The sequence below is a fragment of the Streptomyces sp. NPDC017940 genome (assembly GCF_044328435.1).
Classification (GTDB): domain Bacteria; phylum Actinomycetota; class Actinomycetes; order Streptomycetales; family Streptomycetaceae; genus Streptomyces.
Window position 1 is genome coordinate 24115 of sequence record NZ_JBIRHJ010000014.1, and the last position, 26103, is coordinate 50217.

General features: G+C 70.9%; 22 protein-coding genes, 1 tRNA gene and 1 pseudogene. 6 read left to right on the top strand and 18 right to left on the bottom strand.

Features of this window, described 5'->3' with window-relative positions:
- Nucleotides 1-24 precede the first annotated feature (24 nt).
- The 3 genes from ACH4DX_RS33240 to ACH4DX_RS33250 all read right to left on the bottom strand — a co-directional run bounded on the left by ACH4DX_RS33240 (nucleotide 25) and on the right by ACH4DX_RS33250 (nucleotide 4117).
- The gene (locus ACH4DX_RS33240; protein WP_398157810.1) at nucleotides 25-852 is read right to left on the bottom strand and encodes a YceI family protein; all 828 of its coding nucleotides are present in this window, start codon (nucleotides 850-852) and stop codon (nucleotides 25-27) included.
- A 170-nt stretch (nucleotides 853-1022) separates the two neighbouring features.
- Entirely contained in the window at nucleotides 1023-3602 is a 2580-nt protein-coding gene (locus tag ACH4DX_RS33245) for an MFS transporter (RefSeq protein ID WP_398157811.1), read from the bottom strand.
- A 20-nt stretch (nucleotides 3603-3622) separates the two neighbouring features.
- Nucleotides 3623-4117, bottom strand: coding sequence for a MarR family winged helix-turn-helix transcriptional regulator (locus tag ACH4DX_RS33250; protein ID WP_398119133.1), 495 nt, complete (start codon nucleotides 4115-4117; stop codon nucleotides 3623-3625).
- Between the two features lie 180 nt (nucleotides 4118-4297).
- Between ACH4DX_RS33250 and ACH4DX_RS33255 the strand changes: the two genes are divergently transcribed.
- The gene (locus ACH4DX_RS33255; RefSeq protein WP_398119131.1) at nucleotides 4298-4516 is read left to right on the top strand and encodes a hypothetical protein; all 219 of its coding nucleotides are present in this window, start codon (nucleotides 4298-4300) and stop codon (nucleotides 4514-4516) included.
- Between the two features lie 211 nt (nucleotides 4517-4727).
- Here ACH4DX_RS33255 and ACH4DX_RS33260 read toward each other — a convergent pair whose 3' ends face one another.
- From ACH4DX_RS33260 to ACH4DX_RS33300, 9 genes are all read right to left on the bottom strand, one after another.
- The gene (locus ACH4DX_RS33260; RefSeq protein ID WP_398157812.1) at nucleotides 4728-5669 is read right to left on the bottom strand and encodes a hypothetical protein; all 942 of its coding nucleotides are present in this window, start codon (nucleotides 5667-5669) and stop codon (nucleotides 4728-4730) included.
- A gap of 140 nt (nucleotides 5670-5809) precedes the next feature.
- Nucleotides 5810-6682, bottom strand: coding sequence for an RNA polymerase sigma factor SigF (locus ACH4DX_RS33265; RefSeq protein ID WP_398119127.1), 873 nt, complete (start codon nucleotides 6680-6682; stop codon nucleotides 5810-5812).
- Between the two features lie 243 nt (nucleotides 6683-6925).
- Nucleotides 6926-7870, bottom strand: coding sequence for an RNA polymerase sigma factor SigF (locus ACH4DX_RS33270; RefSeq protein WP_398119126.1), 945 nt, complete (start codon nucleotides 7868-7870; stop codon nucleotides 6926-6928).
- A 288-nt stretch (nucleotides 7871-8158) separates the two neighbouring features.
- Entirely contained in the window at nucleotides 8159-8452 is a 294-nt protein-coding gene (locus tag ACH4DX_RS33275; RefSeq protein WP_398119124.1) for a Dabb family protein, read from the bottom strand.
- Nucleotides 8453-8471: 19 nt separating this feature from the next.
- The gene (locus ACH4DX_RS33280; RefSeq protein ID WP_058849922.1) at nucleotides 8472-8651 is read right to left on the bottom strand and encodes a hypothetical protein; all 180 of its coding nucleotides are present in this window, start codon (nucleotides 8649-8651) and stop codon (nucleotides 8472-8474) included.
- Between the two features lie 342 nt (nucleotides 8652-8993).
- Nucleotides 8994-9078: transfer RNA gene (locus ACH4DX_RS33285), tRNA-Ser, on the bottom strand.
- A gap of 48 nt (nucleotides 9079-9126) precedes the next feature.
- Entirely contained in the window at nucleotides 9127-9600 is a 474-nt protein-coding gene (tadA, locus tag ACH4DX_RS33290; protein WP_398157842.1) for a tRNA adenosine(34) deaminase TadA, read from the bottom strand.
- A gap of 54 nt (nucleotides 9601-9654) precedes the next feature.
- Nucleotides 9655-10230 carry a hypothetical protein gene (locus tag ACH4DX_RS33295; protein WP_398157813.1) on the bottom strand — a complete coding sequence of 192 codons (576 nt, stop codon included), beginning with the start codon at nucleotides 10228-10230 and terminating at the stop codon, nucleotides 9655-9657.
- Between the two features lie 171 nt (nucleotides 10231-10401).
- Nucleotides 10402-10587: a hypothetical protein gene (locus ACH4DX_RS33300; protein ID WP_398120021.1), complete on the bottom strand. Its 186-nt coding sequence runs from the start codon at nucleotides 10585-10587 to the stop codon at nucleotides 10402-10404.
- Between the two features lie 244 nt (nucleotides 10588-10831).
- Here ACH4DX_RS33300 and upp point away from each other — a divergent pair, with 244 nt between their 5' ends.
- Nucleotides 10832-11467 (top strand): uracil phosphoribosyltransferase, encoded by a 636-nt coding sequence (upp, locus tag ACH4DX_RS33305; protein ID WP_398119120.1) that lies wholly within the window; start codon nucleotides 10832-10834, stop codon nucleotides 11465-11467.
- 130 nt (nucleotides 11468-11597) lie between these two features.
- On the opposite strand, the gene ACH4DX_RS33310 is transcribed toward upp, so the two are convergent.
- Together ACH4DX_RS33310 and ACH4DX_RS33315 are read right to left on the bottom strand one after the other, a co-directional pair.
- Complete coding sequence (locus ACH4DX_RS33310) at nucleotides 11598-12266, bottom strand: LytR C-terminal domain-containing protein (RefSeq protein ID WP_398157814.1); 669 nt, start codon at nucleotides 12264-12266, stop codon at nucleotides 11598-11600.
- 135 nt (nucleotides 12267-12401) lie between these two features.
- Nucleotides 12402-12698 carry a type II toxin-antitoxin system VapB family antitoxin gene (locus ACH4DX_RS33315; RefSeq protein WP_003955420.1) on the bottom strand — a complete coding sequence of 99 codons (297 nt, stop codon included), beginning with the start codon at nucleotides 12696-12698 and terminating at the stop codon, nucleotides 12402-12404.
- A gap of 745 nt (nucleotides 12699-13443) precedes the next feature.
- Here ACH4DX_RS33315 and ACH4DX_RS33320 point away from each other — a divergent pair.
- The gene (locus ACH4DX_RS33320; RefSeq protein WP_398157815.1) at nucleotides 13444-15039 is read left to right on the top strand and encodes an ABC-F family ATP-binding cassette domain-containing protein; all 1596 of its coding nucleotides are present in this window, start codon (nucleotides 13444-13446) and stop codon (nucleotides 15037-15039) included.
- Between the two features lie 51 nt (nucleotides 15040-15090).
- Here the strand turns inward: ACH4DX_RS33320 and ACH4DX_RS33325 are convergent, their stop codons facing one another.
- Nucleotides 15091-16032 (bottom strand): LysR family transcriptional regulator, encoded by a 942-nt coding sequence (locus ACH4DX_RS33325; RefSeq protein ID WP_398157816.1) that lies wholly within the window; start codon nucleotides 16030-16032, stop codon nucleotides 15091-15093.
- Between the two features lie 299 nt (nucleotides 16033-16331).
- Between ACH4DX_RS33325 and ACH4DX_RS33330 the strand changes: the two genes are divergently transcribed.
- Nucleotides 16332-17312 carry a DMT family transporter gene (locus ACH4DX_RS33330; protein WP_398157817.1) on the top strand — a complete coding sequence of 327 codons (981 nt, stop codon included), beginning with the start codon at nucleotides 16332-16334 and terminating at the stop codon, nucleotides 17310-17312.
- On the opposite strand, the pseudogene ACH4DX_RS33335 reads toward ACH4DX_RS33330, so the two are convergent.
- Together ACH4DX_RS33335 and ACH4DX_RS33340 are read right to left on the bottom strand one after the other, a co-directional pair.
- Nucleotides 17249-18004, bottom strand: a pseudogene (locus tag ACH4DX_RS33335) (sensor domain-containing protein); the annotation flags it as partial. The gene ACH4DX_RS33330 and the pseudogene ACH4DX_RS33335 overlap by 64 nt on opposite strands.
- Before the next feature lie 309 nt (nucleotides 18005-18313).
- Nucleotides 18314-19033: a proteophosphoglycan 5 gene (locus tag ACH4DX_RS33340; protein WP_398157818.1), complete on the bottom strand. Its 720-nt coding sequence runs from the start codon at nucleotides 19031-19033 to the stop codon at nucleotides 18314-18316.
- 162 nt (nucleotides 19034-19195) lie between these two features.
- Here ACH4DX_RS33340 and ACH4DX_RS33345 point away from each other — a divergent pair, with 162 nt between their 5' ends.
- The gene (locus tag ACH4DX_RS33345; protein WP_398157819.1) at nucleotides 19196-19606 is read left to right on the top strand and encodes a VOC family protein; all 411 of its coding nucleotides are present in this window, start codon (nucleotides 19196-19198) and stop codon (nucleotides 19604-19606) included.
- 49 nt (nucleotides 19607-19655) lie between these two features.
- The gene (locus tag ACH4DX_RS33350; protein ID WP_398157820.1) at nucleotides 19656-22064 is read left to right on the top strand and encodes an ATP-binding cassette domain-containing protein; all 2409 of its coding nucleotides are present in this window, start codon (nucleotides 19656-19658) and stop codon (nucleotides 22062-22064) included.
- Between the two features lie 154 nt (nucleotides 22065-22218).
- On the opposite strand, the gene ACH4DX_RS33355 is transcribed toward ACH4DX_RS33350, so the two are convergent.
- A complete protein-coding gene (locus ACH4DX_RS33355; RefSeq protein ID WP_398157821.1) occupies nucleotides 22219-26088 on the bottom strand; it encodes an NACHT domain-containing protein in 3870 nt (1289 codons plus the stop codon).
- Between the last annotated feature and the right edge of the window lie 15 nt (nucleotides 26089-26103).

Genomic DNA, 26103 nt, shown 5'->3' on the forward strand with positions numbered 1-26103 from the left:
CCGCCCGCCGCGGCGCCGGAGCCGCTACACCTGCGGCAGGCTCTCGCCCTGTACCGCCTGGATGTCCAGCTCCACCCGCAGCGTCGTGCCGATGGCCGAGATGCCGGCCTTGAGCACCTGGTTGTAGTTCATGGCGAAGTCCTCGCGGCGCAGCTCGGCGGTGGCGCGGAACGCCGCCCTGGTGCCGCCCCACGGGTCGGCGCCGGTGCCGAGGTAGGCCAGGTCCAGGTCCACGGGGCGCACGACGCCGTGCATGCCGAGCTCGCCGTGGACCGTCCACCGGTCGGTGCCCGCGGGTTCGAGGCCGGTCGACCGGTAGGTGATCTCCGGGTACGTCTCCACGTCCAGGAAGTCGGCGGACTTCAGGTGCCCGTCCCGCATGGCGTTGCCGGTGTCGACGGACGCCGCCGCGATCACCGCGTCGACCCGCGAATTCTCCGGTTCACCGGGGTTCCGCGCGATCTCGATGCGCCCCGAGAACTCGGCGAACCGCCCCCGCACGCTGGAGATGCCCAGGTGCTGGGCGACGGCGCCCACGGACGAGTGGACGGGGTCGATGGTCCACGGCCCGGGCGGCGGCAGCTCGGTGCCGCCCGCCCGGGCGAGCACCACGGTGCCGATCTCGGCCCGCCCGCTCGCCGTGACCAGGGCCGTGGCGGCGGCGGGCGCGTACCCGACCGCGGTGACGATGACGGTGTACGGGCCCGCCGCGAGCCGCGTGGTGTCCCGCACCGCGCCCTCCCCGTCGACCCCGGCCCGCAGCACCTGCGTACCCGTCATGTCCGTGACCGTCACGACGGCATGCGGCACGGCCCATCCGTCCCGGGTCCGAATCCGTCCAGCAAGTCCCACGTCACGCACTCCTCGTAGAGGTTCGAAAGGTCTGAGAGGGCCGAAGAGGAAATCGGCCCCCGGCGGTGGCGACCGGCCGTCCCCTGCCGTCGCGTCGCCACCGTCCCGGGGGCCCTACTCACCGCCCCGGGGCCGCGTCCGCTCACAGCGCGGCCCCGGGGCGGGGTCGGTCACTCGCCGGGGTGGGCGAGTTCGATGTCGTGGCCTTCGACGACGCCGCTGTCACCGGCCACGGCGAGGCTGGTGGCCACCGGCGGGTAACCGGCCGCGATGACCGTGTACTCGCCGCCGTCCAGGTCGGTGAAGGCGTACTCGCCGTCCGCTCCGGTCGTCGCGGAGGCCACCACGTTGCCGGCCGCGTCCACGAGCGTGACCCGCGCGCCGTTCAGCGGACCGCCCGCGGCGCGCACGGTGCCGAGCACCCTCGAGCCGGAGCGCAGCTCGACCTCGACGCGGGTGACGCCCACGGTGGAGACCTCCACGGGCAGCGCCACCGGCCGGTGTCCCGCCGCGTTCACGGCGACGGTCACGGGCCCGGGCACGAGCTCGGTGAAGGCGAAGTCGCCCTGCTCACCGGAGGCGCCGGTGGCGAGCACGTCGCCGCGCACATCGGTCACGACCACCATGGCGCCCGCCACGGGCAGCTTGGCGTCCGCGGTGCGCACCAGTCCCGTGAGCCCGCTCGTACCGCTCAGGAGCAGGTCGTACGCGAGCGGCTCGGTACCGACCACGACTGTGGAGGCCTGCGGCTGGAAGCCGTCGGCGGAGGCGATGAGGACGTACGAACCGGGGCCGGGGGCGTCAAGGGAGTACGAGCCGTCGCCCCGCGCGACGGAGCGGCCGAGCTGCTGCCCGCCGAGCGAGATCAGCGTGACCGCGGCCCGGGGCACGGGCGCGCTCTCGGCTCCGCGCACGAAGCCGCGTACCGGCACACCGCCGGTGGTCGGCGCGGGCGCGTCACCGGACCCGGCGGCGGACGCCACGGCGGCGAGCCGCTGGGTGGATCCGGGGCCGGACTCGGGCGCGGCCTCGGTGCGCGCGGCCACGGAGGCGAGCACGGGCTCGTCGGCGGCGGGGGTCCCGGCGGCGGTGGCCCCGGGGGACACCGGGGCCGGGTCGGCGGAGGTGTCCGCGGCCTGCGCGAGGGCGCCCGCCGTGCGCAGCGGCACCTCCTTGATGAACAGGGTCACGAGGAACGCGGCGAACGCGATGGGCGCGGCGATCAGGAACACGTCCGCGATGCCGTGGCCGTAGGCGCTCTCCATCACGGTCCTGAACGGCGCGGGCAGCGCGTCCAGGTCCGGGATGCCGCCACCGCCGGTACCGCCGTGGCCGAACGCGGCGCCCTTCGGGCCGAGGTCGGTGAGGCCGTCCTTGACGTAGTCGCTGATGCGCGTGGCCATCACGGCGCCGAGCGCGGACACGCCCATGGCGCCACCGAGGGACCGGAAGAAGGTGACGACGGAGCTCGCGGAACCGATGTCCTCGGGCGCGACCTGGTTCTGCGTGCACAGGACCAGGTTCTGCATCATCATGCCGATGCCGAGCCCCATGAGGACCATGTAGCAGGCGATGTGCCAGTACGGGGTGTCGTAGCGCATGGTGCCGAGCAGGCCGAGGCCCGCGGTGAGCAGCACGCCGCCGCTGACGAGCCAGGCCTTCCACTTGCCCGTCTTGGTGATCAGCTGGCCGGAGACCGTGGACGAGACGAACAGGCCCGCGATCATCGGGATCGTCATGACGCCCGACATCGTCGGCGACTTGTCGCGCGCCAGCTGGAAGTACTGGCTGAAGAACACGGTGCCCGCGAACATCGCGACGCCGACGAACAGCGAGGCGACCGAGGCCAGCGCGATGGTGCGGTTGCGGAACAGGCGCAGCGGGATGATCGGCTCGCGCGCCTTGGACTCGACGAACAGGAACAGCAGGCCGAGGACGATCGAGCCGCCGACCATCAGGTACGACTGCGTCGACAGCCAGTCGTACTTCTTGCCGGAGCCCGAGCCCGCGAAGGTCACCCACACCAGGAGCAGCGAGACGGCGGCGGTGATGAAGAACGCGCCACCCCAGTCGACCTTGACCTCGCGCTTGACGACGGGCAGCTTCAGGGTCTTCTGGAGCACGATCAGGGCGATGACCGCGAAGGGCACGCCGACGTAGAAGCACCAGCGCCAGCCGAGCCAGGAGGTGTCGGTGATGACGCCGCCGAGCAGCGGACCGCCGACGGTGGCGACGGCGAAGGTCGCACCGAGGTAGCCGGAGTAGCGCCCGCGCTCGCGCGGGGAGATCATCGCGGCCATGACGATCTGGGCGAGCGCCGACAGACCGCCGACGCCGATGCCCTGGACGACACGGCAGGCGATCAGCATCCCGGCGTTCTGCGAGAGACCGGCCGCGGCCGATCCGAGGACGAAGACGACCAGGGCTATCTGGACGAGCGTCTTCTTGCTGAACAGGTCGGAGAGCTTGCCCCACAGCGGGGTGCTCGCCGTCATCGAGAGCAGCGCGGCGGTGACCACCCAGGTGTAGGCGGACTGGCCGCCGCCGAGGTCACCGATGATCTCGGGCAGGGCGTTGGAGACGATCGTCGACGACAGGATCGCGACGAACATGCCGAGCAGGAGGCCGGACAGGGCCTCCATGATCTGCCGGTGCGTCATCGGGGCACCGTCGGCGCCGCGGCCGTGTCCGCCGTGCGCTCCGTGCTTGGCATGGCTGCCCCGCACACCGGATGGTGTGGATGTTGCCATGGGGTTCCTTTTCCTGGTTCTTACGCGGGTGTACGGGTTGTTTCCTCGGTCGCGTGCGGGGGCCCGGGGAGCCGGGCCGAAGCCGCTCGGCAGTCCCCGAAGCTGGCACGCAGGCGCGCGAGCAGTGCGCTGAGCCGGCCGACGTCGTCGTCGGACCAGTCGTGCAGGTAGTGGGCGAGGGTCCGCATGGACAGCTCGGACAGCTCGGCGAACTTGGCCTCGCCCGCCGGGGTGAGCCGCAGGATGCGCGAGCGCTTGTCCGCCGGGTCCGGGGCCCGGTCGATCCAGCCCCGCTCGGCGACGTGCGCGACATGCCTGCTGGTCACCGACATGTCGACGGCGAGCAGCTCCGTGAGCCTGCTCATCCGCATCTCGCCGTGGCGTTGCAGCAGGGTGAGCACGGCGGCGGAGCCGCCCGGGCAGTCCGCGGGGAGTCCGCGGCCCAGGCCGCGCTTGACGGCGCCGATCGCGCTGAGCTGGCGGGCCAGCTCCTCGTACTCACGCTGTGCGGCCACGGCACCCACCCTCACTACTATTCGTTGCTTAGGGCAACCATAGAAGCAGTTGGTTGCCACAGGCAAACTAATATCGGACGAAAGGTTTAAAGGCCTGGCAAAGGTCTGCGCCACCGGATGTAAAGTCGCCGGTCAGCGGGGGTTGGGCCGGATGCGGGGGATTCGCTAGGGTCCTGATCCATGGCACACAACCCCCATGCCCCCCAGGGTCCCGAGGGCCAGCACGACCCGGCGGGCTCCACCCAGATGTTCCGCGCCTTCGTCGACGAGCCGCCGCGGGGCGGCCGCGCCCAGCAGCGGCAGGCGGCGGCTCCGGCGGGCCCGCGCATCGGCCTCGTTCTCAGCGTGATCGTCGGCGTCGTGATCGTCGCGGCGGTGGCCTGGCTGGCGCTGAAGTAGGCACTCGGCGGTTGCTTCGCCCCCTTCCGGTGCGCGGCTTTCGCTTCGCCGCTTCCGGTGCGCAGCTTCGCTTCGCCGCTTTCGCTTCGCCGCTTTCGCTTCGCCGCTTTCGCTTTCGCTTCGCCGTTTCTGCTTCGCTGCTTTCGCCTGCGTTCTTCGGTTCTGCGTCGGCTGCGCTCGCTGTACGGCGGCTGCTTCCCCCGTCTGACGGCTACTTCCACCGCACGTCGACGTCCCGTGTCTCGATGTGCATACCTGGCGGAACGCGCCACCAGTCGGCGCAAATCGGCCAATTCTTCCGCACGGTTCTCCCGGCCCCGATGGGCGCCGGGAGCTTCCGGGTGGACTCGATCGTTCCCCAGTCCACGCCGAGGGCGCCGATGATGTGCGTGCCGAGGGTGACGCTGCCCGAACGCACCGGTGCGCCACCGGTGTTGCGGAAGCTGAGGGTCACGTCCTCGCACCACCGCTTGTCGGCGGCCTCGCGCCGGGGTGCGCCGACCTCCAGGGCGGCGGGGGCCGGCGGGGCCGGGGTGCTCGGCGGGCGGGTGGTTCCGGGGGTGGTCGGAGCGCTCCCGCTGCTGCTGCCGGGAGGGCCGGGGCGGTGATCGCTTGCACCGTTGCCGTTGCCGTTGCCGTTGCCGGGGCCGTCCTCGTCCTCGTTTCCGTTCCCGGTTGCGCTCCCGCTCCCGGTCGCGTTACCGCCGAGGCCGCTGCTGCCCGGCGCGGGGCTGCGGCTCCCGGAGGCCGAGGTCGAGGGACTGCGGCTCCCGGAGGTCGAAGTCGAGGGACCGCGGCTGTCCGGGGTGCCCTGAACGCCCGAACCCGGCCCGTCGTCGGGTGACTTGGAGTCCGGTCCGGGATCCCCGCCGGGGTCCCCCGGGCTCTGCCCCGGAGCCCAACCCGGAGACCTCCCTGAGGGCCTCCCCGAGGGGCTGCCGTCCAGCGGTACGAACTCCACGTCCCCGCCGGGCGGTACGGCCCCCTGGCCACCCGCCTGAGGGCCGTCGGCGGCCGCGCCGGTGGCCACATGGCCCTCGCGCCCGTCACGGCCGCACGCGGCGAGCAGCACGCCCGCGCACAGCACGACCGCCGAGGCCCCGGCCAGGGCGCCCCGGCGGCCACGACCGCCACTCCACGCACCAGGAAGCATCGCGCCAGTGTGGCTGACGCTCCGTCAATTAAGAACCCAGTCAACAGAACCAGGGGAGGCCGTCGGGTCGGGCGCGGCCGTCGGGCCTGGGAGCCGTCGCGTCAGAGGCATCCGTCGGGCCGGGGCGGCCGGGGAGCGGCTCAGTCCGCGATGAGCCCTTCCCGCAGCTGCGCCAGCGTCCGCGTGAGCAGCCGGGAGACGTGCATCTGCGAGATGCCGACCTCTTCGCCGATCTGCGACTGCGTCATGTTGGCGAAGAACCGCAGCATGATGATGCGGCGCTCGCGCGGCGGCAGCTTGGCGAGCAGCGGCTTCAGGGACTCGCGGTACTCGACGCCCTCTAGGGCGGTGTCCTCGTACCCGAGACGGTCCGCGAGGGAGCCCTCACCGCCGTCGTCCTCGGGCGCGGGAGAGTCGAGCGAGGACGCGGTGTACGCGTTGCCGACGGCGAGGCCGTCGACGACGTCCTCCTCGGACACGCCGAGCACGGCGGCCAGTTCGGGCACGGTGGGCGAGCGGTCCAGGCGCTGGGCGAGGTCGTCGCTGGCCTTCGTCAGGGCGAGGCGCAGCTCCTGGAGCCTGCGCGGCACGCGCACGGACCAACTGGTGTCCCGGAAGAAGCGCTTGATCTCACCGACGACGGTCGGCATCGCGAACGTCGGGAACTCCACGCCGCGTTCGCAGTCGAACCGGTCGATCGCCTTGATCAGGCCGATGGTGCCGACCTGGACGATGTCCTCCATCGGTTCGTTGCGGCTGCGGAAGCGGGCCGCCGCGTACCGCACGAGGGGGAGGTTGAGCTCGATCAGGGTGTCTCTGACGTACGCGCGCTCGGGGCTGTCCTGAGCGAGCGTCGCGAGCCGCAGGAACAGGGAGCGGGACAGGGTGCGGGTGTCGATGACTTCCGGGGCCGCGGGGGCCTCGGAACCGTGAAGCGCGTCGGGCGCTGATCCGCTCTCGCTGTCTTCGAGCGTGAGCGTGAGCACCTTCGAGCTGCCCTGGTCTGCGGACATGCCACCCCCTTGAGGTCGCGGACGGTCGCGGTCGGCGCTCCTTCGAAGGAACGCAGCCTCCACCTGAATACCGGCGGCGAGGCCCCGGCAAACGCTGCTCCAGCAGAATGTCACATGTCGGCAACGCGCTGTAGTGACTTGTCGACAACTGAGGGTGACATCCGTGCAGGAAAGAGGGGGTCTGGGGCTTTTTCTGTCGTGACTTCGTCGGTAACGACCAAAAGGCCGTTCCACCCGATACGGTTACGCCTCGATCCGATTTGCGGATCGAAGCCGCGCGAAGCTTCGGGCCAGTAGTCGTGACACATGCATCTGGGAAACGCCCAGTTCCGCGCTGATCTGGGACTGCGTCAGATTGCTGTAGTAGCGGAGCAGCAGGATCCGCTGCTCGCGCTCGGGCAGTTGGACGAGCAGATGGCGTACGAGGTCGCGGTGCTCGACGCCGTCGAGCGCGGGGTCCTCGTACCCGAGCCGGTCCACGAGTCCGGGCAGCCCGTCGCCCTCCTGCGCGGCCTCCAGCGATGTCGCGTGGTACGAACGCCCGGCCTCGATGCAGGAGAGCACCTCCTCCTCGGAGATCCGCAGCCGCTCGGCGATCTCCGCGGTCGACGGGGAGCGCCCGAACGACGTGGTCAGGTCCTCGGTCGCGCCGGTGACCTGCACCCACAGCTCGTGCAGCCGCCGCGGCACGTGGACGGTGCGCACGTTGTCGCGGAAGTACCGCTTGATCTCGCCGACGACCGTGGGCATGGCGAAGGTGGGGAACTGCACGCCCCGGTCCGGGTCGAAGCGGTCGATGGCGTTGATCAGCCCGATGGTGCCGACCTGGACGACGTCCTCCATCGGCTCGTTGCGGCTGCGGAAGCGGGCCGCCGCGTACCGTACGAGCGGCAGGTTCGCCTCGATGAGCGCGCCGCGCACCCTGCCGTGCTCGGGACTGCCCGGCTGCAACTCCTTGAGCTGGCCGAACAGGACCTGTGTGAGGGCGCGGGTGTCGGCGCCCCGGGTGCTCGGCGCCTTGGTGCGCGGTACCGCGCCGTCCGGTGCGGTGTGCGGTGCGTCGTCGGCCGGTGCGGCCTGGGCGGGGGGCGTCTCGGACGCCTTGGCGGGCGGTGCTTCGCCTCCTCGGGCGGGCGGCGCCTCGGCGGCCTGGGCGGGTGGTGCTTCGGGCGCAGAACTGGCCGGCACGGTCAACGCCACCCCTTCTCCCGCGAGTCCGGCAGGGCTCAGTCGGTCCCAGTCAAGCCCGGTCGCACTCGATCAACTCATCCGTCAAAAGCGGTCATAGCATCACAAGACATGTGCACTGTGTGCAAGCACCCCGAAACTCCGTGTTGACCGGGAAGTTGACGCGCAAGACATGCCACAGCCCCGCACCGGCGCGGTGCGGGGCTGTGGCGGGGCGGCGGAAAACGCGAGGTGGCGGCGGTGCGCTCCGGCACCGGGCGCGGGTCGGGCGCCGGGGCGCCGACGGCCTCAGAACTCGTAGTCGGCGATCACCCACGTGGCGAACTCGCGCCACAGCGCGACGCCCGCCTGGTGGGCCGGGTGCTCCAGGTAGCGCGTCAGCGCATCGGCGTCGTCGACGGCCGAGTTGATGGCGTAGTCGTACGCGATGGGGCGCGGGGAGATGTTCCAGGCACACTCCCAGAACCGCAGGTCGGGGACGAGCCCGTCGAGCTCCTCGAACGCCTTGACGCCTGCGGCCACCCGCGGGTCGTCGCGCTCGACGCCGTCGTTCAGCTTGAAGAGGACCAGATGGCGGATCACGGGCACTCCCAGTGGTCGGTCAGTCGTCCTTGCCGCCGTTGGCCACCCAGGTCATGAAGTCGCCGATGGCCTTGGCGCCGTCCGAAATGCCCTCGAACCCTACCTGGACGTAGTCGGCGGCCTTCTCCGGGTCGGTGATGATCACGTAGAGGACGAACACCACGAGCAGGAAAAGAACGATCTTCTTCGGGTCCTTCACGCTGTGGCCTTCCCGTGCCCGCTCATCCCCGCACCCGTGTGCCTTCTGCCGTGTGCCTGCTGCTCCGTCTGTGCCGGGCGAGTCTAACGTGGCTCGAACTCACCAGGTTTTTAAGGATCGATGACCTGGCGGCGCGGGTCCGTGCCGGTCGTCCTCCCTCGGCTTCGCCGTCTTCCGCCGTCTTCCGCCGTCTTTCGCCGTCTTTCGTCGTCTTTCGTCGTCCTTCGTCGTCCTTCTTCGGCTTCCTTCGTCTTCCCTCGGCTTCCTTCGTGCTCCCGCCCCGTCCCACGCCGTAGATACGTGAAGGGCCCCGTCCACCGGACGGGGCCCTTCACACAAGAGCGGTAGCGGAGGGATTTGAACCCTCGGTGACTTGCGCCACACTCGCTTTCGAGGCGAGCTCCTTCGGCCGCTCGGACACGCTACCGAGAGAGATCCTAGCCCAAGGTGGGCCGTGGTCCGAAATCCGTTGCGGCTATGCCGGCCCGGGCGGGGTCGGCCCCTGCCCCCGGGGGGTGTCGCGGTCCCGGAAGAATCCCGTGAGGAGCCGTCCGCAGTCCTCGGCGAGTACGCCCTCGACGACTTCCGGGCGGTGGTTGAGGCGCCGGTCGCGCAGCAGGTCCCACTGCGAGCCCGCCGCGCCCGCCTTGGCGTCGCGGGCGCCGTAGACCACCCGGTCCACCCGGGACTGCTGAAGCGCCCCCGCGCACATCACACAGGGCTCCAGGGTGACGACGAGCGTGCAGCCGGGCAGCCGCCAGCTGCCGAGCTTCGCCGCGGCCCGGCGCAGCGCCACGACCTCCGCGTGCGCGGTGGGGTCGTGGGTGGCCTCGCGCTCGTTGTGCCCGGTGGCCAGCACGGTCTCGCCGTCCGCGGACAGCACGACAGCGCCGACGGGCACGTCACCGCCCCGGACGGCCCGTTCGGCCTCGTCCAGGGCGACCCGCATCGGCGCCCGCCAGCGGTCTCGTACCGGGTCTGGGAGTTGTGTCACACGGTGAACCTAACGGACGGTTTCGAGGACCTCCGCGGCTCCGAGGATGTCGGCGATCTCGTTGAGCGCGTCACCGCTCACCAGGCCGAGCAGGTCCTTCTCCGGCACGCCCAGGTCGCTGAGGATCTCCGTGTCGCCGAGGGCGCCGGAGGGCACGGCCTCGCCCGCGGCTTCCGTCACCTCCGGCTCGGGGACGTCGACCCCGGACTCGCCGTCCTCGGTGCCGTCGAGGTCGAGGGCGTCCAGGTCGTCGGCCCTGTCGTCCGGGTCGCGGCCCAGCATCTCGTCGGTGAGCAGGATCTCGCCGTACGCGCTGCGCGACGCCGCCGCCCCGTTCGAGACGAAGATGCGCGGGTCCTCCTCGCCGTCGATGCGCACGACGCCGAACCAGGCGCCCTCCTGCTCGATGAAGACGAGCACTGTGTCGTCGTAGTTCTCGCTGATCTCGGCGGCGGCCTCGCGGGCCAGGTCGGTCAGATCCGACAGGGTCTCCACATTGTCGAGCTCCGTGTCGCTCGCTTCCCACCCGTCTTCGGTGCGCGCGAGCAGTGCGGCGAAGTACACCGTGACTCTCCCACTGTTCATAGGCGCCGGTTGGGGATCCCCCCGGCGGACGTAGGGGGCGGGAGTGCTGTTCCAAGCCCCGCCCACTCGGAATCGTGGCAGAAACAACGGCTTCAGGAGAGGTCTTCCGGCCGCTGTGTTCGCGTCGCGTCTCGAATCGCGGGCCGCGGTCGGGGCCGCGGGGCCCCGCGGCTACCAGCGGAACGTACGCATACGCATCGCCTGCCGCAGTCTGGCCGCCCGGGCGCGGCGCGGTGTCACCCGGGCCCGCAGCTCGCGGGCCTCGTTCAGCTCGTGCAGGAACTGGGCACGCCGCCTGCGGCGCTCTGCGTCGGTCTCACGTGCTTCCCGCTTTTCCCGTGCTTCCCCGTCGGGCATCGGCCACACCACCCCAGTTCGTATGTCCACCTTCCCTCCGGGGCTGCGGTTGATGCCAGTGAGGTGGTGGCAGTGCGGTGGTGGCGGTGCGGTGGGGCTGGGGCGGGCTCTGGGGGTCGGAGCTGGGGCTGGGCCGGGGCTGGGGTTGGACCGGGGCTGGGCCGGGACTGGGGCTGGAGGGCGAGTCGGGGTGCCGGGGCCCGGGTCGGGGCTGGGGGGCGCTTCGCCCGGTTACTGTTGAACAATGCGGATCCACGTCGTCGACCACCCGCTGGTGGCGCACAAACTCACCACACTGCGCGACAAGCGCACCGACTCCCCGACCTTCCGGCGCCTCGCCGACGAGCTGGTCACCCTGCTCGCGTACGAGGCCACCCGGGACGTGCGCACCGAGCAGGTCGACCTCGACACGCCGGTGACGACGACGACCGGCGTCAAGCTGTCCCACCCGCGGCCGCTGGTCGTGCCGATCCTGCGCGCCGGGCTCGGCATGCTCGACGGCATGGTCCGGCTCCTGCCGACCGCCGAGGTCGGCTTCCTCGGCATGATCCGCAACGAGGAGACGCTCCAGGCGTCCACGTACGCGACCCGCATGCCCGAGGACCTCTCCGGCCGTCAGGTGTACGTCCTCGACCCCATGCTCGCCACCGGCGGCACGCTGGTCGCGGCGATCCAGGAGCTCATCAAGCGCGGCGCGGACGATGTGACCGCCGTGGTGCTGCTCGCCGCCCCGGAAGGCGTCGAGATCATGGAGCGGGAGCTCGCGGGGACGCCGGTCACCGTCGTGACCGCCGCGGTGGACGAGCGTCTGAACGAGAGCGGGTACATCGTGCCCGGGCTCGGGGACGCGGGGGATCGGATGTACGGGACCGCCGAGTAGGCGCGCAGTTTGCTGCGTACGCCGGGGTCTGCCCTGGGCGGTTCCCTGTGCGTGCCGTTCGGTGTGGTGCGGTGCGGTTCGGGGCGGTGTGGGGGTCGGGTTTGCGTCCCGGCTCGTGCCCCGTTTGAATTCAGCAGTTCTTGCCGTCCGCCGACGGCTTCGAGGGCGGCGACGAGGGCTTGGCGAGTGCCGCCAGGGCCTTGTCGGCGTCCTCCTTCTTCGCCAGGTCCTTGAACCTGCTCCCCAGGATCAGGTCGACCTCGCCGCCCTCGCGGGTGTCCGTCTGCCGCTGCGCCCCCGCGAGCTGCGTCGCAAGCACGGGCAGCGCCGTGTCCGTCGCCGACTTCGCGCCCAGCACTATCCCGGGGCCCTCGACCTTCTTGTCGTACGCCTTCGTCGCGTTGCCCACCTTGCCGATGGCGAAGCCGCGCTTCTTCAGCTCGTCCGCCGTCTCCTTGGCCAGGCCGCCCCGCGGGGTGGCGTTGAGGACGTTGACCTTGATCTGGGACGGCCTGGGGAGGGATTTTGCGTTCTGGTTCTGCTGCTGCTGCCGCCGGGCCGTGTCCGACTGCTGTTTCGTTCCGCAGTCCTTCGTCCCGCTCGCCGCCGACGCCTCGTCCTTGCCGCTGAACACGTCGATGAGCTGCAAACTGCCCCAGCCGAGCAGGCCGACTACGGCGAGTGCCGCGACCGCCGCGAGCGCGATCCTGCGGCGGCCGCTCGGGCGGCGCATTCGCGGGTACTTGTCCCCCGTGATGCGGTACTTGCCGCCCATGCCGGGGGGAGTGAGCATGCTCATGGGCGCAGCGTAGTGCTGTGCGGTGGGGATTCCTACTAAATGATCATTGCTCGGTCGGCAGGGCAACCCGAAAGGGTCAATGTCGGTCGAAGCCGGTGCGTGGACGCCCCGAAGGCTCCGAAGGCCCCGGGAAGGTCAGCCCAGTTCGAGTACGCGGGCGTGCAGCACCTGCCGCTGCTGGAGCGCGGCGCGGACCGCTCGGTGCAGGCCGTCTTCCAGGTAGAGGTCGCCCTGCCACTTCACCACGTGTGCGAAGAGGTCGCCGTAGAACGTGGAGTCCTCCGCGAGCAGGGTTTCCAGGTCCAGTTGGCCCTTGGTCGTCACGAGCTGATCGAGGCGGACCGGGCGCGGCGCGACGTCCGCCCACTGCCGGGTGCTTTCCCGGCCGTGGTCGGGGTACGGCCGGCCGTTTCCGATGCGCTTGAAGATCACACGGAAAGCCTACCGGTCAAGGCTCACCGGGCGCAGCCTCGGCGGGCTAGTGCGGCGTCGGGAAATGCTGCCGGAAAGCGGCACAAACCGGGAAGACTCAAGCGGGGGCCGGGGGGAAGTGGGCGCCGGGCACTTGGTGCCGTCGACGCTCGTGAGCGGAAACCGCCCGAACGGGTTGCTTCTGTGGCCGGTGGGGGTGGTTGCCGCCGTTTCGCCTTTCCGGTTTCCGTTGGTGGTGGGGGTGGCAGGGTTTTCGCCTTTCCGTTTGTGGGGGTGGCGGGGTCGTGGCGGGATGGCCGTGCTCGCGTAGTGGACACTGTCTGCTTCACCTTGCCGTAAGTGTGTTGCTTGGCACGCTGCGCTCGGTCATCCCGCCACGACCCCTCCCGTGCGTTCAGCGTCTGCGGATCGGTGTCTTGTGCGGCCCGTGCGGCTTCCGCCGCCCGCCGTGCCCCCCGCTGTGGGCAGCTGGTCCGCCAGGGGCGAGGGGGGTACCTCCCTGCTCGAGCGGAGCCGAGAGCTTGGGGGAGGGTGGGCACAGCCCATACCGCCGGGTGCCTGTTATGTGGGCGGAGGGGTCCAACCCAGGCCCAAGGGCGACGGGCGGGGGGTGGGGAAAACTCGGGTGCGGGGGCGAGGGTGCCTCGCCTAGCCTCGGGGGTATGTCTACGCCCCGCATCTCCTAGCCAGGTCACACGCCTTCACGTCACCCGTGTGTCCTGCTTTGAGTGCGGAGCGTTCTGTTGTGATTGCTGTACGTGATATCGACCTGCGTGCGGGGGGCCGGACCCTGCTGTCCGGAGTCTCCTTCCACGTCGGCCCCGGCGACCGCGTAGGCCTGGTCGGCCGCAACGGCGCCGGCAAGACCACCCTCCTGAAGACCCTCGCCGGGCAGGGCCCGGAACCGGACGCCGGCCGCGTCACCCGTACCGGAACCCTCGGCTGGCTCGCCCAGGACCCGGCCCCCGCCGACCCGGCGGCCACCGTCACCGACCGCATCCTGTCCGCCCGCGGCCTCGACCGGGCGGTACGCGCCCTCCGCGCCGCCGAGACCGCCCTGGCCCGCAGCGGCGGCGACCCAGCGGCCATGGCCGCCTACACCCGCGCCGACGACGACTTCCAGGCCCGCGGCGGGTACGCCGCCGAGGCCGAGGCCGCCCGCGTCGCCGCCGGTGTGGGCCTGCCCGAGCGCGTACTCGGGCAGGCCGTCGGCGACCTGTCCGGCGGACAGCGGCGCCGCGTCGAACTCGCCCGCATCCTGTTCTCCCGCCACGACACCCTGCTCCTCGACGAACCCACCAACCACCTCGACCGGGATTCCGTCGAGTGGCTGCGCGGGTTCCTGCGCGGACACCCCGGCGGCGTCGTCCTCGTCAGCCACGACACCGCACTGCTCGGCGACGTCGTCAACCGCGTCTTCCACCTCGACCCCGCGCGCGCCACTCTCGACGTACACAACACCACCTGGCACACCTACCTCATCCAGCGCGCCGCCGACGACCGGCGCCGCGCCCGTGAGCGCGCAAACGCCGAACGCAAGGCCGCCGCCCTCAGGACCCAGGCCGACAAGATGCGCGCCCACGTCGCCACCGCCACCGCCGCCAAGAACATGGTCCGCCGCGCCGACCGGCTCCTGTCCGGCACCGAGCCCGTGCGCCGCGGCGAGAAGACCGCCCGCATCCGCCTCCCCGACCCCGCCCCCTGCGGCCGGACGCCCCTGGGCGCCGTGCGCCTGGAGAAGTCCTACGGCGCCGTACGCGTGCTAGGCGGCGTCGACCTCGCCGTCGACCGGGGGAGCCGGCTCGTGGTCCTCGGGTTCAACGGGGCCGGGAAGACCACCCTGCTGCGCGTGCTCGCCGGGCGCGAGACCCCGGACTCCGGCCGCGTCGTGCACGGGCACGGGCTGCGCCTCGGGTACTTCGGACAGGAACACGACACCCTCGACCCGGCGGCGACCGTACGGGACAACCTCGCCGCCGCCGCACCGCACCTCACCCCCGGCGAGGTGCGCCAGGTGCTCGGGGCGTTCCTGTTCCGCGGCGACGACGCCGACAAGCCCGCCCACGTCCTCTCGGGCGGCGAGAAGACGCGGCTCGCCCTCGCCGGGCTCGTGCACTCGGGCGCCAACGTGCTGCTCCTGGACGAGCCCACCAACAACCTCGACCCCGCTTCGCGCGACGAGGTGCTCGCCGCCGTGGGAACGTACCCGGGAGCCGTGGTGATGGTCACCCACGACGCAGGCGCCCTCGACGCCCTGCGCCCCGACCGTGTCCTCGTCCTGCCCGACGGTACGGAGGACTGGTGGAGTCCGGAGTACCGGGAGTTCGTCTCCCTGGCCTGAGGCGGGGCGGCGTCGTTCTCGGGGCCCCGCCCGTTCAGGCCCCGGCGGCAATCACTCCGTCGACTCGCTCGCCCCAGCCGTCGCGGCCGCCTCGTGCAGCGCCTCCAGGAACGCCTGGAGCACGGGGTTCCGCGGTGCCGTCGCCCGTACCGCCGCCCAGATCGAGCGGACCGGCACGGGGTCGCGTACCGCGCGGACCGCAAGCCCGGAGTGGGGCAGGACCGGGGCCGTCGCCGCCCGCGGCACCAGGCCCGTCGCCGGGACCAGCGCCACCCCGACACCCGCCGCCACGAAACCCTGCGCCGTCGCGTAGTCCCCGCTGTCCATCACGAAGTCCGGCGTGAATCCTGCCGCCCCGCACGCGTCGAGGACCGCGTCCAGGCACGGGCCCGGCAACTCGCTTCCCACCCACGGCTCCTCCGCCAGGTCGGCGAGGCGCAGCTCCGGCTCCGCCGCCAGCGGATGGGCGTGCGGAAGCACCGCGTGGTACCGGTCGTCCAGGACGTGGACGAAGCGGACGCCGTCCACGGGGGGCGCGTCGCGGCGGCGCACCACCAGGGCTGCGTCCGTGCGCCCCGCTTTCACCTCGGGCAGCGGGTCGCCCGGGTCGCTGAGGCGCAACTCCGCCCGTACGCCAGGGTGTTCGCGGCGCAGACGGGCCAGCGCGGGTGCGGCCAGGCGGGCGCCCGCGGTGGCGAAGTACCGTACCGAGATCCGTCCCGTACGGCCCGCCCGCAGGTCCGCGAGTGCCGTCTCCGCCCGCGCCACCTGGCCGCCGATGGCCGTCGCGCAGTCCGCAAGGAGTTGCCCCGCTTCCGTGGGGCGCACGCCTCGCCCTGTGCGCTCCAGGAGCGGGATGCGCGCCTCCCGTTCCAGGGCCGCGATCTGCTGGCTGACCGCGGACGGGGTGTAGCCGAGGTTCCGGGCCGCCGCCGTCACCGAGCCGCCGTCGACCACCGCCCGCAGGATCTGCATGCGCCGCATGTCGAGCATCTCCCCACCCTACGCCGCGAATGTAGCTCTGCTTAAGGGTGGGTGTTTATTTGTTCGCTTGTCTAATGGGGTGGGAGCCGGGATCGTCTTCCCTGGGTGGTGGTGGCGGTGGTCCTTCCGGCGCCGCTCGCTCGCAGGCTCCGCCTGCCTCCTCCGCCCCCGGCTGACTGCGCCTGTCTCGTCCGGTTCCGGCTGGCTCCGCTTGGCTTCTTCGGTTCCGTTTGGCTCCTGTGGCTCCGTTCGTCCCTTCGGCTCCGGCTGTTCCCTGGCTGTGTGTCCTCGATGTGTTGGAGAGGCTCATGCGCGTCGCTCTTCTCGCCCTGCTGTGGGGGTCGAGTTTCCTGTGGATCAAGCTGGCCCTCGACGGCGGGCTCGCGCCGCTCCATCTGACCGTCGTGCGCTGTGCGCTCGGCGCCGCCGTGCTCCTGCTCCTCGCCCGCTCCGCGAGGCAACGGCTGCCGCGCGACCGGCGGACCTGGGCCCACCTCGTGGTGGCCGCGCTCTTCTGCAACGCGATGCCGTTCCTGTTCTTCGGGATCGGCGAGCAGAGCGTCGACTCGGGTGTCGCCGGTGTCATGAACGCCACGACACCGCTGTGGTCGCTGGGACTCGGGCTGCTGCTCGGTACGGAGCGCGCGCTCGGCCCGAAGCGGCTCGTCGGGCTGCTGCTCGGCTTCGGCGGCACCCTGCTCATCTTCGCGCCGTGGCAGCAGTCGGGGCTCGCGAGCTGGGCGGCGCTCGCGTTGCTCGCCGCCGCCGTCAGCTACGCCGTCGCCTTCGCATACATGGCCCGCCACCTCATCGGCCGCGGCACACCGCCGCTCGCCCTGTCCGCCGCCCAGCTCCTCGCGGCCACCGGCCTGACCACGCTCGGCCTGCCCGCGAGCCCGGCCGGGCAGTCCGCGCCCACCCTCACCGGTGTGCTCGCCGTCGTCGTGCTCGGCGTCTTCGGTACGGGGCTCACCTTCCACCTCAACACCCGGCTCATCGCCGACGAAGGGCCGACCGCGGCCGCCACGGTCGGCTATCTGCTGCCGGTCGTCTCGGTCGCGCTCGGCGCCCTGGTCCTCGGGGAGGAGATCGGTGTCCGCGTGGTGGGCGGCATGGCCGTGGTCCTGCTGGGCGTCGCCCTGACGCGGACCGGTACTCACCGGCCGAGCAGGCCCCGTACCGCCGACCGGTCCACGCCCGTGAGCGCACGCAGCAGCAGCGGCGTGAGCAGGACGACCAGTGCCCCGAGCGCGCTGACGCCCGCGACCTGCCAGGGCGACTCGATGTAGTACTCGTAGTGCTCGCCGCCCGACTCGAAGTCGAAGACGCGGTAGCCGGGCCAGTCCAGGTAGTGCGCGAACACCCAGGAGTACGTGGGGAACAGCGCGAGGGCCCAGCCGACCACCCAGACCGTCACCGACAGCACGAAGCTCGCCACCCGCCACGGGAACATGACGACCTGGAACAGCAGTGCCCTCCAGCCCGCCGCGTCCCCGAGCCGCGCCCGTATTCGCGCCGGGACGCCGTCGGCGTCCGCCGTGCGTACGGGCGCGGGCTCCGCCACGTCCAGGCCGAGCAGATTCCGCGCGCGCCGCCGCTCGCTCGCACCGAGGCCGCGCGCACCGGCCAGCACGGCCGCGAACACGGGCAGCCCGAGCAGGGTGACCGCGAGGCCCGCGCCGAGCGAGAACAGCGTGACGGCGAAGACGAATCCGGCGACGGCCACCGGCAGCGACGTCAGGACGTAGCCGAACGTACGGAAGGTGGGAGCGGCGAACGGGGCCCGCCAGAAGCCCGGCCGGGGCGCCCGGGCGGCGGCGCCTTCGCGGGCCCGCCCCGTCCCCGCTGCGGCGGTAGCGGTTGGCGTTGCTGTTGCCGTCTGGGCGTGTGCGGTGGCTCGGGGGAGGGTGTCGGTCGTCATGGCGGGCCTCGTCTTTGTCTCTGCGCGAGCGTCTCTTCGGCGGCGTCTCTTCGTGAGCATCTCTTCGTGAGCTTCTCTTCGCGAGCGTCTCCTCGCGAAGGGCGCACTGTGCGGAGTGCTGCTCTCGATGCCCTCAACTCTGCTGCGTACGCGGCCCGCAGGGGATGGGGGGAGGTGGTGTCCTGGGGTGTATCTAGGCCCCCTTTGTGTGTGCGGGGCTGCGGGACTGTGGGACTGCGGGACTGCGGGACTGCGGGGCGGCCGGGGAGGGACGTGCTCGCCGGGTCGGCCGGTACGCCGGCCGCGCGCTCACCGGGTCCGCCCGGGCGGTTGCTCGGCGGCCGGTCAACTGGGCGGGTCGGGCAGTGGTCAGCCACTCAGCCAGTCGGCAGTCAGCCCCGTCAGGAACGCCCTCGCCGCAGCGACCCCCGCAGCCGCGTCCCAGGCCCCCGCGGCGGTCGAACCCCCGGCCCCCGAGGCCGGTCTTCCACCCCCCGCCCCCGGGGCGACAACCGCCCTCACCTGCGCCGCAGTAACCTCACCGTCGGCCGCCACCAGCGCCTCGACCGCCTCCCGCGGAGCGTCCGCGCCGCCCGCGCCTGGGGCGTGGCGTGCGTACGCCACGATGCTCTCGTGCGTCCGCCGGCCGGTCAGGGCGGGCAGGCCCACGCTGTGGAAACCGTCGTCCACCGCGTACTCCGCGCGCCTCCAGCCCTCCGCCGCGTCGTACCCGTACACGAACCCCACAAGGAGCCTGGCGTCCAGGGTCCGCCGCACCACGGGGCGCCACCAGTCCGGCGCGTTGGCGAGGAGGTCGGTCTCGTCCTCGCCGAACTCCTCGGCGGCGGGGCCGTAGTACGTGTCCGAGTACTCGTGGTCGTGGCCGATCAGGACGGCGCGGCCGCCGTCGAGCAGATGCAGCTGCGCCCAGTTGCCGCCCGAGTCGTCGAAGTGCCAGACGCCGTCGCGCGCGTGGCACGTGGACTCCCAGCCGCGGGCGGCACAGATGGCCGCGAACGCCGCCCAGCGCCCGCGCAGTTGTGCCGGCGCGGGCAGATCCAAGGTCACCAGGCCCATGGCTGTGGCCACCCCTCTCGCCGATCTCCCGAACTCCCTGACTTCGTTCTCCTCTCATTGAAGCGGGCGCCACTGACAACGGCCGGTGAGCGGACCGCGGGTGCCCGGCCGCGTGCGGCGACCGGTCAGGATTCGAGAAGCGCGCCACCCGGGGACGCGCTTAGCGTGACGGACATGGGCATCACCCTTCACGCGAGCTTCCTGCCGTACGACGACCCGGAGGCCTGCGCGGTCTTCTACCGGGACCTGCTCGGCTTCGAGGTTCGCGGCGGCGTCGGCCACGACGGGACGCGCTGGATCACGGTCGGGCCCGTGGGGCAGCCGGAGACGTCGCTCGTCCTGCGACCGCCGGCGGCCGAACCCGGAGTCACCGCCGCCGAGCGCCGCACCATCGCCGAGATGATGGCCAAGGGCACCTACGCCGGTGTCCTCCTGGCAACCGACGACCTCGACGGCGTCTTCGCGCGCCTGTGGGCCGGGAACGCGGAGATCGCCCAGGACCCTACCGAGCAGGCGCACGGCGTGCGGGACTGTGCCGTACGCGATCCCGCAGGCAATCTGATCCGCATCCAGGAACGGCGCTGAACGGGCGGCCCGCCGCACGAAGGGCCCCACACAGGGAGACGACGACACGATGAGCAGCACGAAGAGAGCGGACGACGGCCGGTCACCCGCGTCGCACGCCGCCGACAGCCACGAGTACATCCGGGTGCACGGCGCGCGCGAGAACAACCTCAAGGACGTCAGCATCGAGATCCCCAAGCGCCGCCTCACGGTGTTCACCGGCGTCTCCGGGTCGGGCAAGAGCTCCCTGGTGTTCAACACGATCGCCGCCGAGTCGCAGCGGCTCATCAACGAGACCTACAGCACCTTCGTCCAGGGCTTCATGCCGACGGCGGCGCGGCCCGAGGTCGACGTGCTCGACGGCCTGACGACGGCGATCAGCGTCGACCAGCAGCGCATGGGCGGCGACCCGCGCTCCACGGTCGGCACCGCGACCGACGCCAACGCCATGCTGCGCATCCTCTTCAGCCGCCTCGGCACACCGCACATCGGCCCGCCGAGCGCGTACTCCTTCAACACCGCGTCCGTACGGGCGAGCGGCGGCATCACCGTCGACCGCGGCTTGGACAGGACGAAGACCGTGAAGGCGACCTTCAACCGCGTCGGCGGCATGTGTACGCGCTGCGAGGGCCGGGGCGCGGTCTCGGACATCGACCTTACCCAGCTGTACGACGACTCCAAGTCGATCGCGGAGGGCGCGTTCACCATCCCCGGCTGGAAGTCGGACAACGTGTGGACGGTCGGGATCTACGCCGAGTCCGGCTTCCTCGACCCGAACAAGCCGATCCGCAGGTTCACCAAGAAGGAGATGCAGGACTTTCTCTACAGGGAACCCACGAAGGTCAAGGTCAACGGCGTCAACCTCACTTACGAGGGGCTCATTCCGAAGATCCAGAAGTCGTTCCTCGCCAAGGACAAGGAGGCCATGCAGCCGCACATCCGGGCGTTCGTGGAACGCGCGGTCACGTTCGCCACCTGCCCCGAGTGCGACGGCTCCCGGCTCAGCGAGGGCGCCAGGTCCTCGAAGATCAAGAAGGTCTCGATCGCCGACGCCTGCGCGATGGAGATCAGGGACCTGGCCGAGTGGATCCGGGGCCTCACCGAGCCCTCGGTGGCGCCGCTGCTCACCGCGCTCCGGCAGACCCTCGACTCGTTCGTCGAGATCGGCCTCGGCTATCTCGCGCTCGACCGTCCCGCGGGTTCGCTGTCCGGCGGCGAGGCGCAGCGCGTCAAGATGATCCGCCACCTCGGCTCGTCGCTCACCGACGTCACGTACGTCTTCGACGAACCCACCGTCGGCCTGCACCCGCACGACATCCAGCGCATGAATGACCTGCTCCTGCGCCTGCGCGACAAGGGCAACACGGTGCTCGTCGTGGAGCACAAGCCGGAGGCCATCGCGATCGCCGACCACGTCGTGGACCTCGGCCCCGGCGCGGGTACGGCGGGCGGCACCGTCTGCTTCGAGGGCACCGTCGACGGGCTGCGGGCCAGCGACACCGTCACCGGCCGCCACCTCGACGACCGGGCCGCCCTCAAGGACGCGGTACGGGCACCCGCCGGGGCCCTGGAGATCCGCGGGGCCACGGCGAACAACCTGCGCGACGTCTCCGTAGACGTCCCACTTGGTGTCCTGTGCGTCGTCACCGGTGTCGCGGGCTCCGGCAAGAGCTCCCTGATCCACGGTTCGATCCCGGCCGAGGCGGGGGTGGTGGCCGTCGACCAGACCCCTATCAAAGGGTCGCGGCGCAGCAACCCCGCGACGTACACGGGACTGCTCGAACCGATCCGCAAGGCCTTCGCCAAGGCCAACGGCGTGAAGCCGGCGCTGTTCAGCGCCAACTCCGAGGGCGCCTGCCCCACCTGCAACGGCGCCGGCGTCATCTACACCGACCTCGGCATGATGGCGGGGGTCGCGAGCCCCTGCGAGGACTGCGAGGGCAAGCGGTTCCAGCCCTCGGTCCTGGAGTACCGCTTCGGCGGGCGCGACATCAGCGAGGTGCTCGCGATGTCCGTGACCGAGGCCGAGGAATTCTTCTCCGGGGGCGAGGCGCGGACGCCCGCCGCGCACAGGATCCTCTCCCGGCTCACGGACGTCGGCCTCGGCTACCTCACCCTCGGCCAGCCGCTCACCACCCTCTCCGGCGGCGAACGGCAGCGGCTCAAGCTCGCTACCCACATGGGGGACAAGGGCGGCGACAGGACCGTCCTCGTACTCGACGAGCCCACCACCGGCCTGCACCTCGCCGACGTGGAACAACTCCTCGCCCTGCTCGACCGCCTCGTCGACTCCGGCAGGTCCGTCATCGTCATCGAGCACCACCAGGCGGTAATGGCCCACGCCGACTGGATCATCGACCTCGGCCCCGGCGCGGGCCACGACGGCGGCAAGGTCGTCTTCGAAGGCACCCCGCGGGAACTGGTGGCATCGCGGCCGACGCTGACTGGGGAGCATCTGGCGGCGTACGTGGGGCACTGACCGCACCCCGGGGCCGGAGCCCGCTCCTCCGGGGGTGCGTCCCACGCCTCCGTGGGACGGTCGGCGCAGCGCCCGGCTCGGGCAGGGTCACCAGCCACGGCGGGTCGGCGTGGTTGCCGAGGGTGTCGGCGCCGTCAAGGACCACGAAAAGGTGTCAGCGTTCTCCGGAAAGGGCGCTGTCCAGTTGGCGCGCGTCCATACGGTAGAGATCGTCAATAATGCTGAGGCACTGGCTCCGGATCGCGGGGTTCCCCTGGCGGTACAGACGCAGCACCACCTCGATCAGATGGCGCTGGATCAGCGCGTACGCGCGTCGCCCGTCCTTGCTGCCCTGCTCGGAGAAGGCTGCCAGTGCACGGCACGCCTCGATCGTCCGGGAGGGCAGCCGCCGGGTCGAGCGCGCGAGCGCGCGAGCCAGTGACTCCGGGCCTTCGTAGAAAGCGGGGCTGTTGAGAAACGAACCGATGAGGTCGTCCGCGATGTCCGGTGGCAGCGAGGTCACGTCGCTCAGGGAGCGTACTGTCGCCGTACGCACTGCCGTGTCGCTGTCGTGGAACAGCTCCCGGAGCAGAGATACGCCATAGCCGGGATCGCTGGCGGCTGCCTCGGCAGCTCCTTTGCGTGCTGGCGGGGTGAGGTCGGCCAGGCTCATGGGCAGACAGTGAGGAAGCCGTCCTTGCATCGCGAGAACGGCCCATGACACTCCGGCGTGTCGGGCGGCTGGACCGGGACCGAGGAGAGCCCTCGTCAGCTCTGGCGCGAACCGCTCGGTGTCGAGGATCAGGGCCCAGGTGAGCAGAGTGTGGATGGCCCGGTCCTCGTGGACGTCGACAGGGACGTCCTTGAACAGGACCTCCGTAAGGTCGAGTGCGGCTTCTGGAGCGTGCCGCATGAGCGCGGTCACGGCCTTCGCAGCACAGGCCCGCACAGCCATGATCGGGTCGTGGGTGAGTCGGTCGAGCATCGGGAGCAGGTCCTGGCAAGCGGCGTCGGAGGTCTCCAGCAGAGAGGCAATAGCGAGCGCGGCTTCGCCTCGCGTGGAGTTCATCCCTGCGGTCAGGAGATCACCCCCGTAGCCGAACTGGCCGGACCCGGCGATGGTTCGTGCCGCTTCGAAGGTCGGGTGTGGGTCGCGGACACAACTGTCCAGAAGTTGGAAGGTTGCGGGATGTTCCGCCGCCTCCGGGCCGGCGGCCTGGATCGCTGAACAAACGTCCCGCCCCACGCTCGGCCCGACGAGCCGATGGGCGTGCACACAGAGATTCAGCAGGCTGTTGATTTGCACCTTTCCAGCGACCCCGTTGATGACGGCGCTGAAAGCGGACGGGGGAATGCTCGCGTCGAAGGAGCATGCAAGCCGGGCGAAACGCTCCGGTTGCTGCTCGGACACAGCACCCATTAGGGAGGCCAGCTCGCGGGCTCCCCCTGTCGGTGGGTTCTTGCTCCAATCAACGCCCTCCGTGGCGTACTTCCTCAGTGCTCGCAACCACTGCTCATCCGTCATGCGTTCGCCGGCGGAGGGCGGCACCGGCGGGCCGGCCCAGTGCGCCTCTCCTGGCTGGGGCCCGGTCGGTGGCTGTCGCTCGAACTTTCGCTCTAGTTCTCCCAGACGCTTCGCCACCTCGGCGTTGCGGCGCTCCTCGGCGACCCCGGTAAGAAGCACGTACTGGGTACGGCCGAAGGCGTGTCGGTTGTCGGGATGACGTTCCCAGCCCGGCACAAGGTTGGTCAGCAGATGGACGAGTCGGCGCAGGGCAGGCTCTCCGCAGCGGCGCGTCGCCTCGGCGATGAGTTCACGCGAAGCCCAGCACGCACTGTCCAGCCATCCGATGCGTAAGCGTTCGACATCGTCCGTCAACCATGTGAGCGCTTCGTCCGGGCGATTCCAGACGGCGTAGGTCCGACAGACGAGGAAGCTCAGGGCTTGCCCGCTGCTTGCCGTCAGCAGCCCCATGGTCTCTGTGAGAGAGGACGGATCCTGCTGTGCCAACGTCCGCAGGGCATCGTGCGCGGCCAAGTACAGGGCGTCGTCGAGTTTGGGATCGACGAGCGAGGGAGGATAGGCCCAACGGGGTTGAAGAGCGGACCTGTCCCCGTGCGCGGCGTGGCTCGCCTTCGCGACGGCGATCACAAACGGCAGGACGTGCTTGAGCATAGCTGCGGGGGCCGCGTCGGCTGCCTCCGCAACAGCGGCGCTCACGTGCGAGCCGGGGGAGGCGGACAGATGACCTGATGCGAAAGGATCACCGTGCCCTGCCTCCGCAGCGCGCCGCAACCCGCGATGCAGGAAAGCTCCCAGCAAGCGGATCGCGGCGGGCGGGTCCTTGTCAGCGAGTTGTTCGAAAAGGTCCCAGAACTGCCGGTCGCCACCGACGGCTTGGCCGGGCGCGTCATCGAGGTCGCCCCGTTCGATAAATGTGAGCGCCAGATCCAGGGACGACTTTGAGGGGCGTGTGCTGACCCAGCCGAGAAGTCGTTGCCGCCACGGACCGTCGGCGTCCCGGTACGGTTCGAGGAGTTCCATCACGCGAACGGGATGGTGATCGGTGCACCACTCCAGTTGCGGGAAGACCAGAGGAACCAGCTGGGGATGGGCGAGCCATCTCTCCCATCTCCCCGTGTCGGCGGCCTCGAACCAGGTGGGCAGGGCCAGCAGACCGCGCAGCCTGACCGCGGTGACATCCTCTCCCCACGCGTAGGGCTCCAGCGCGACCCAGTCCTCACTCGTGGCAGCGAGCTGTTCGAGTACTGCGAGAACCACGAACCGCAGATGAGGCCGGACCACGACCGAGTTGAGGAGACGGACCGCGGTGTGCCTGAACGCCTCCCGGTCCGTATCACGCAGATGCTCAAGAACCTGCCGGGCCTGAGCCCGGTGGAAAAGAGCCTGCCCACTCGCCGCTAGGAAGTCATGGAGGTCCTTACCCATCAGGACGAAGGAACGGGCGAAGAGGTAGTCGAAGTACGTCTCGTGGAAAAAACCGATCCGGTTGTCCGCGTGGAGCAGGATCCCTCCTGAGACGAGCACCGCCAGGTCGGCCCGGGGGAACTGGTCCAAAAGCGCGTACGGGACCGTAACGGTCTCGCGGCGACTCATCTCCTCGACGAGCCAGTGAGTGATGGCCTGCCACGCCCCACGGGAAAGAGTCCGTTCAGCTTCGCGCCGGGTCTGGTCGGTGTACTGGTCGTACAACTCTTGCAGGCTCCCGTACGCGGTTGCCCGCGAACTCGTCGCCAAGCGGCAGAAGACCGCGAGATGCAACGGGGTCCGCAAGAGAGCCAAGGTTTCGGCACTCAGCCTGTGCGCAGGTGTATCAGCCGCTTCGAGCACCGTGCGTACGGCGTGATCCTCCAGCAGGCCCAGCGAGAACCGTTCGACGACACCTTCCTGGCCGATCAGGCTTGTGAGCCGTGGGTCCTTTTCGACGTCGACGGTCCGCGCGATCAGTACGACCTTGACGTTCGGTGCGTCGGCAAGTGCTTCCAGCATCTCGTCCACAGCCTCGAAGACGTCGGGTATACGGCCGCTGTAGGTGCTCACCGCGTCGAGCTGGTCCACCACCAGCAGCGCCGGACCGCCGTTGGCCACCCGGGAGATCAGCGTGTCGGGGCAAGACGGAAGGCTGAGTCGTCGGCCGACGGCTTCGGCCGTGCGGTCGTCTGCCTCCACTTCGTCCATCCGGAAGGGCAGGACTGGCCAACCACGGACTGCCATCATGTCGATGACCTCGCTCGCCACTGTGGACTTGCCCATGCCGGCAGGGCCGTCGCACACGATCGTGGACGGCCCGTCCCCCGCGAGCAGGCGATCGAACAGCTCCTGTGCCTGGGGCCGCACCGCCAGCCCGAACGGCGGTCGTACTCGTTCTGTACGTCGCAGGAAGCGTCGCTGGGCCTGCCGGACAGCTCGCCGATCGGAATTCGCTGTGCTCAGGTCGGGGTGACTACAACCGGTCGGGCTGGGCGAGGTGGCAGGGGCTGTGTGCTGTGGTTCGGGCTGGAGGTACTGGTTCAAGATGCCCACGGCGAAGGCATGACC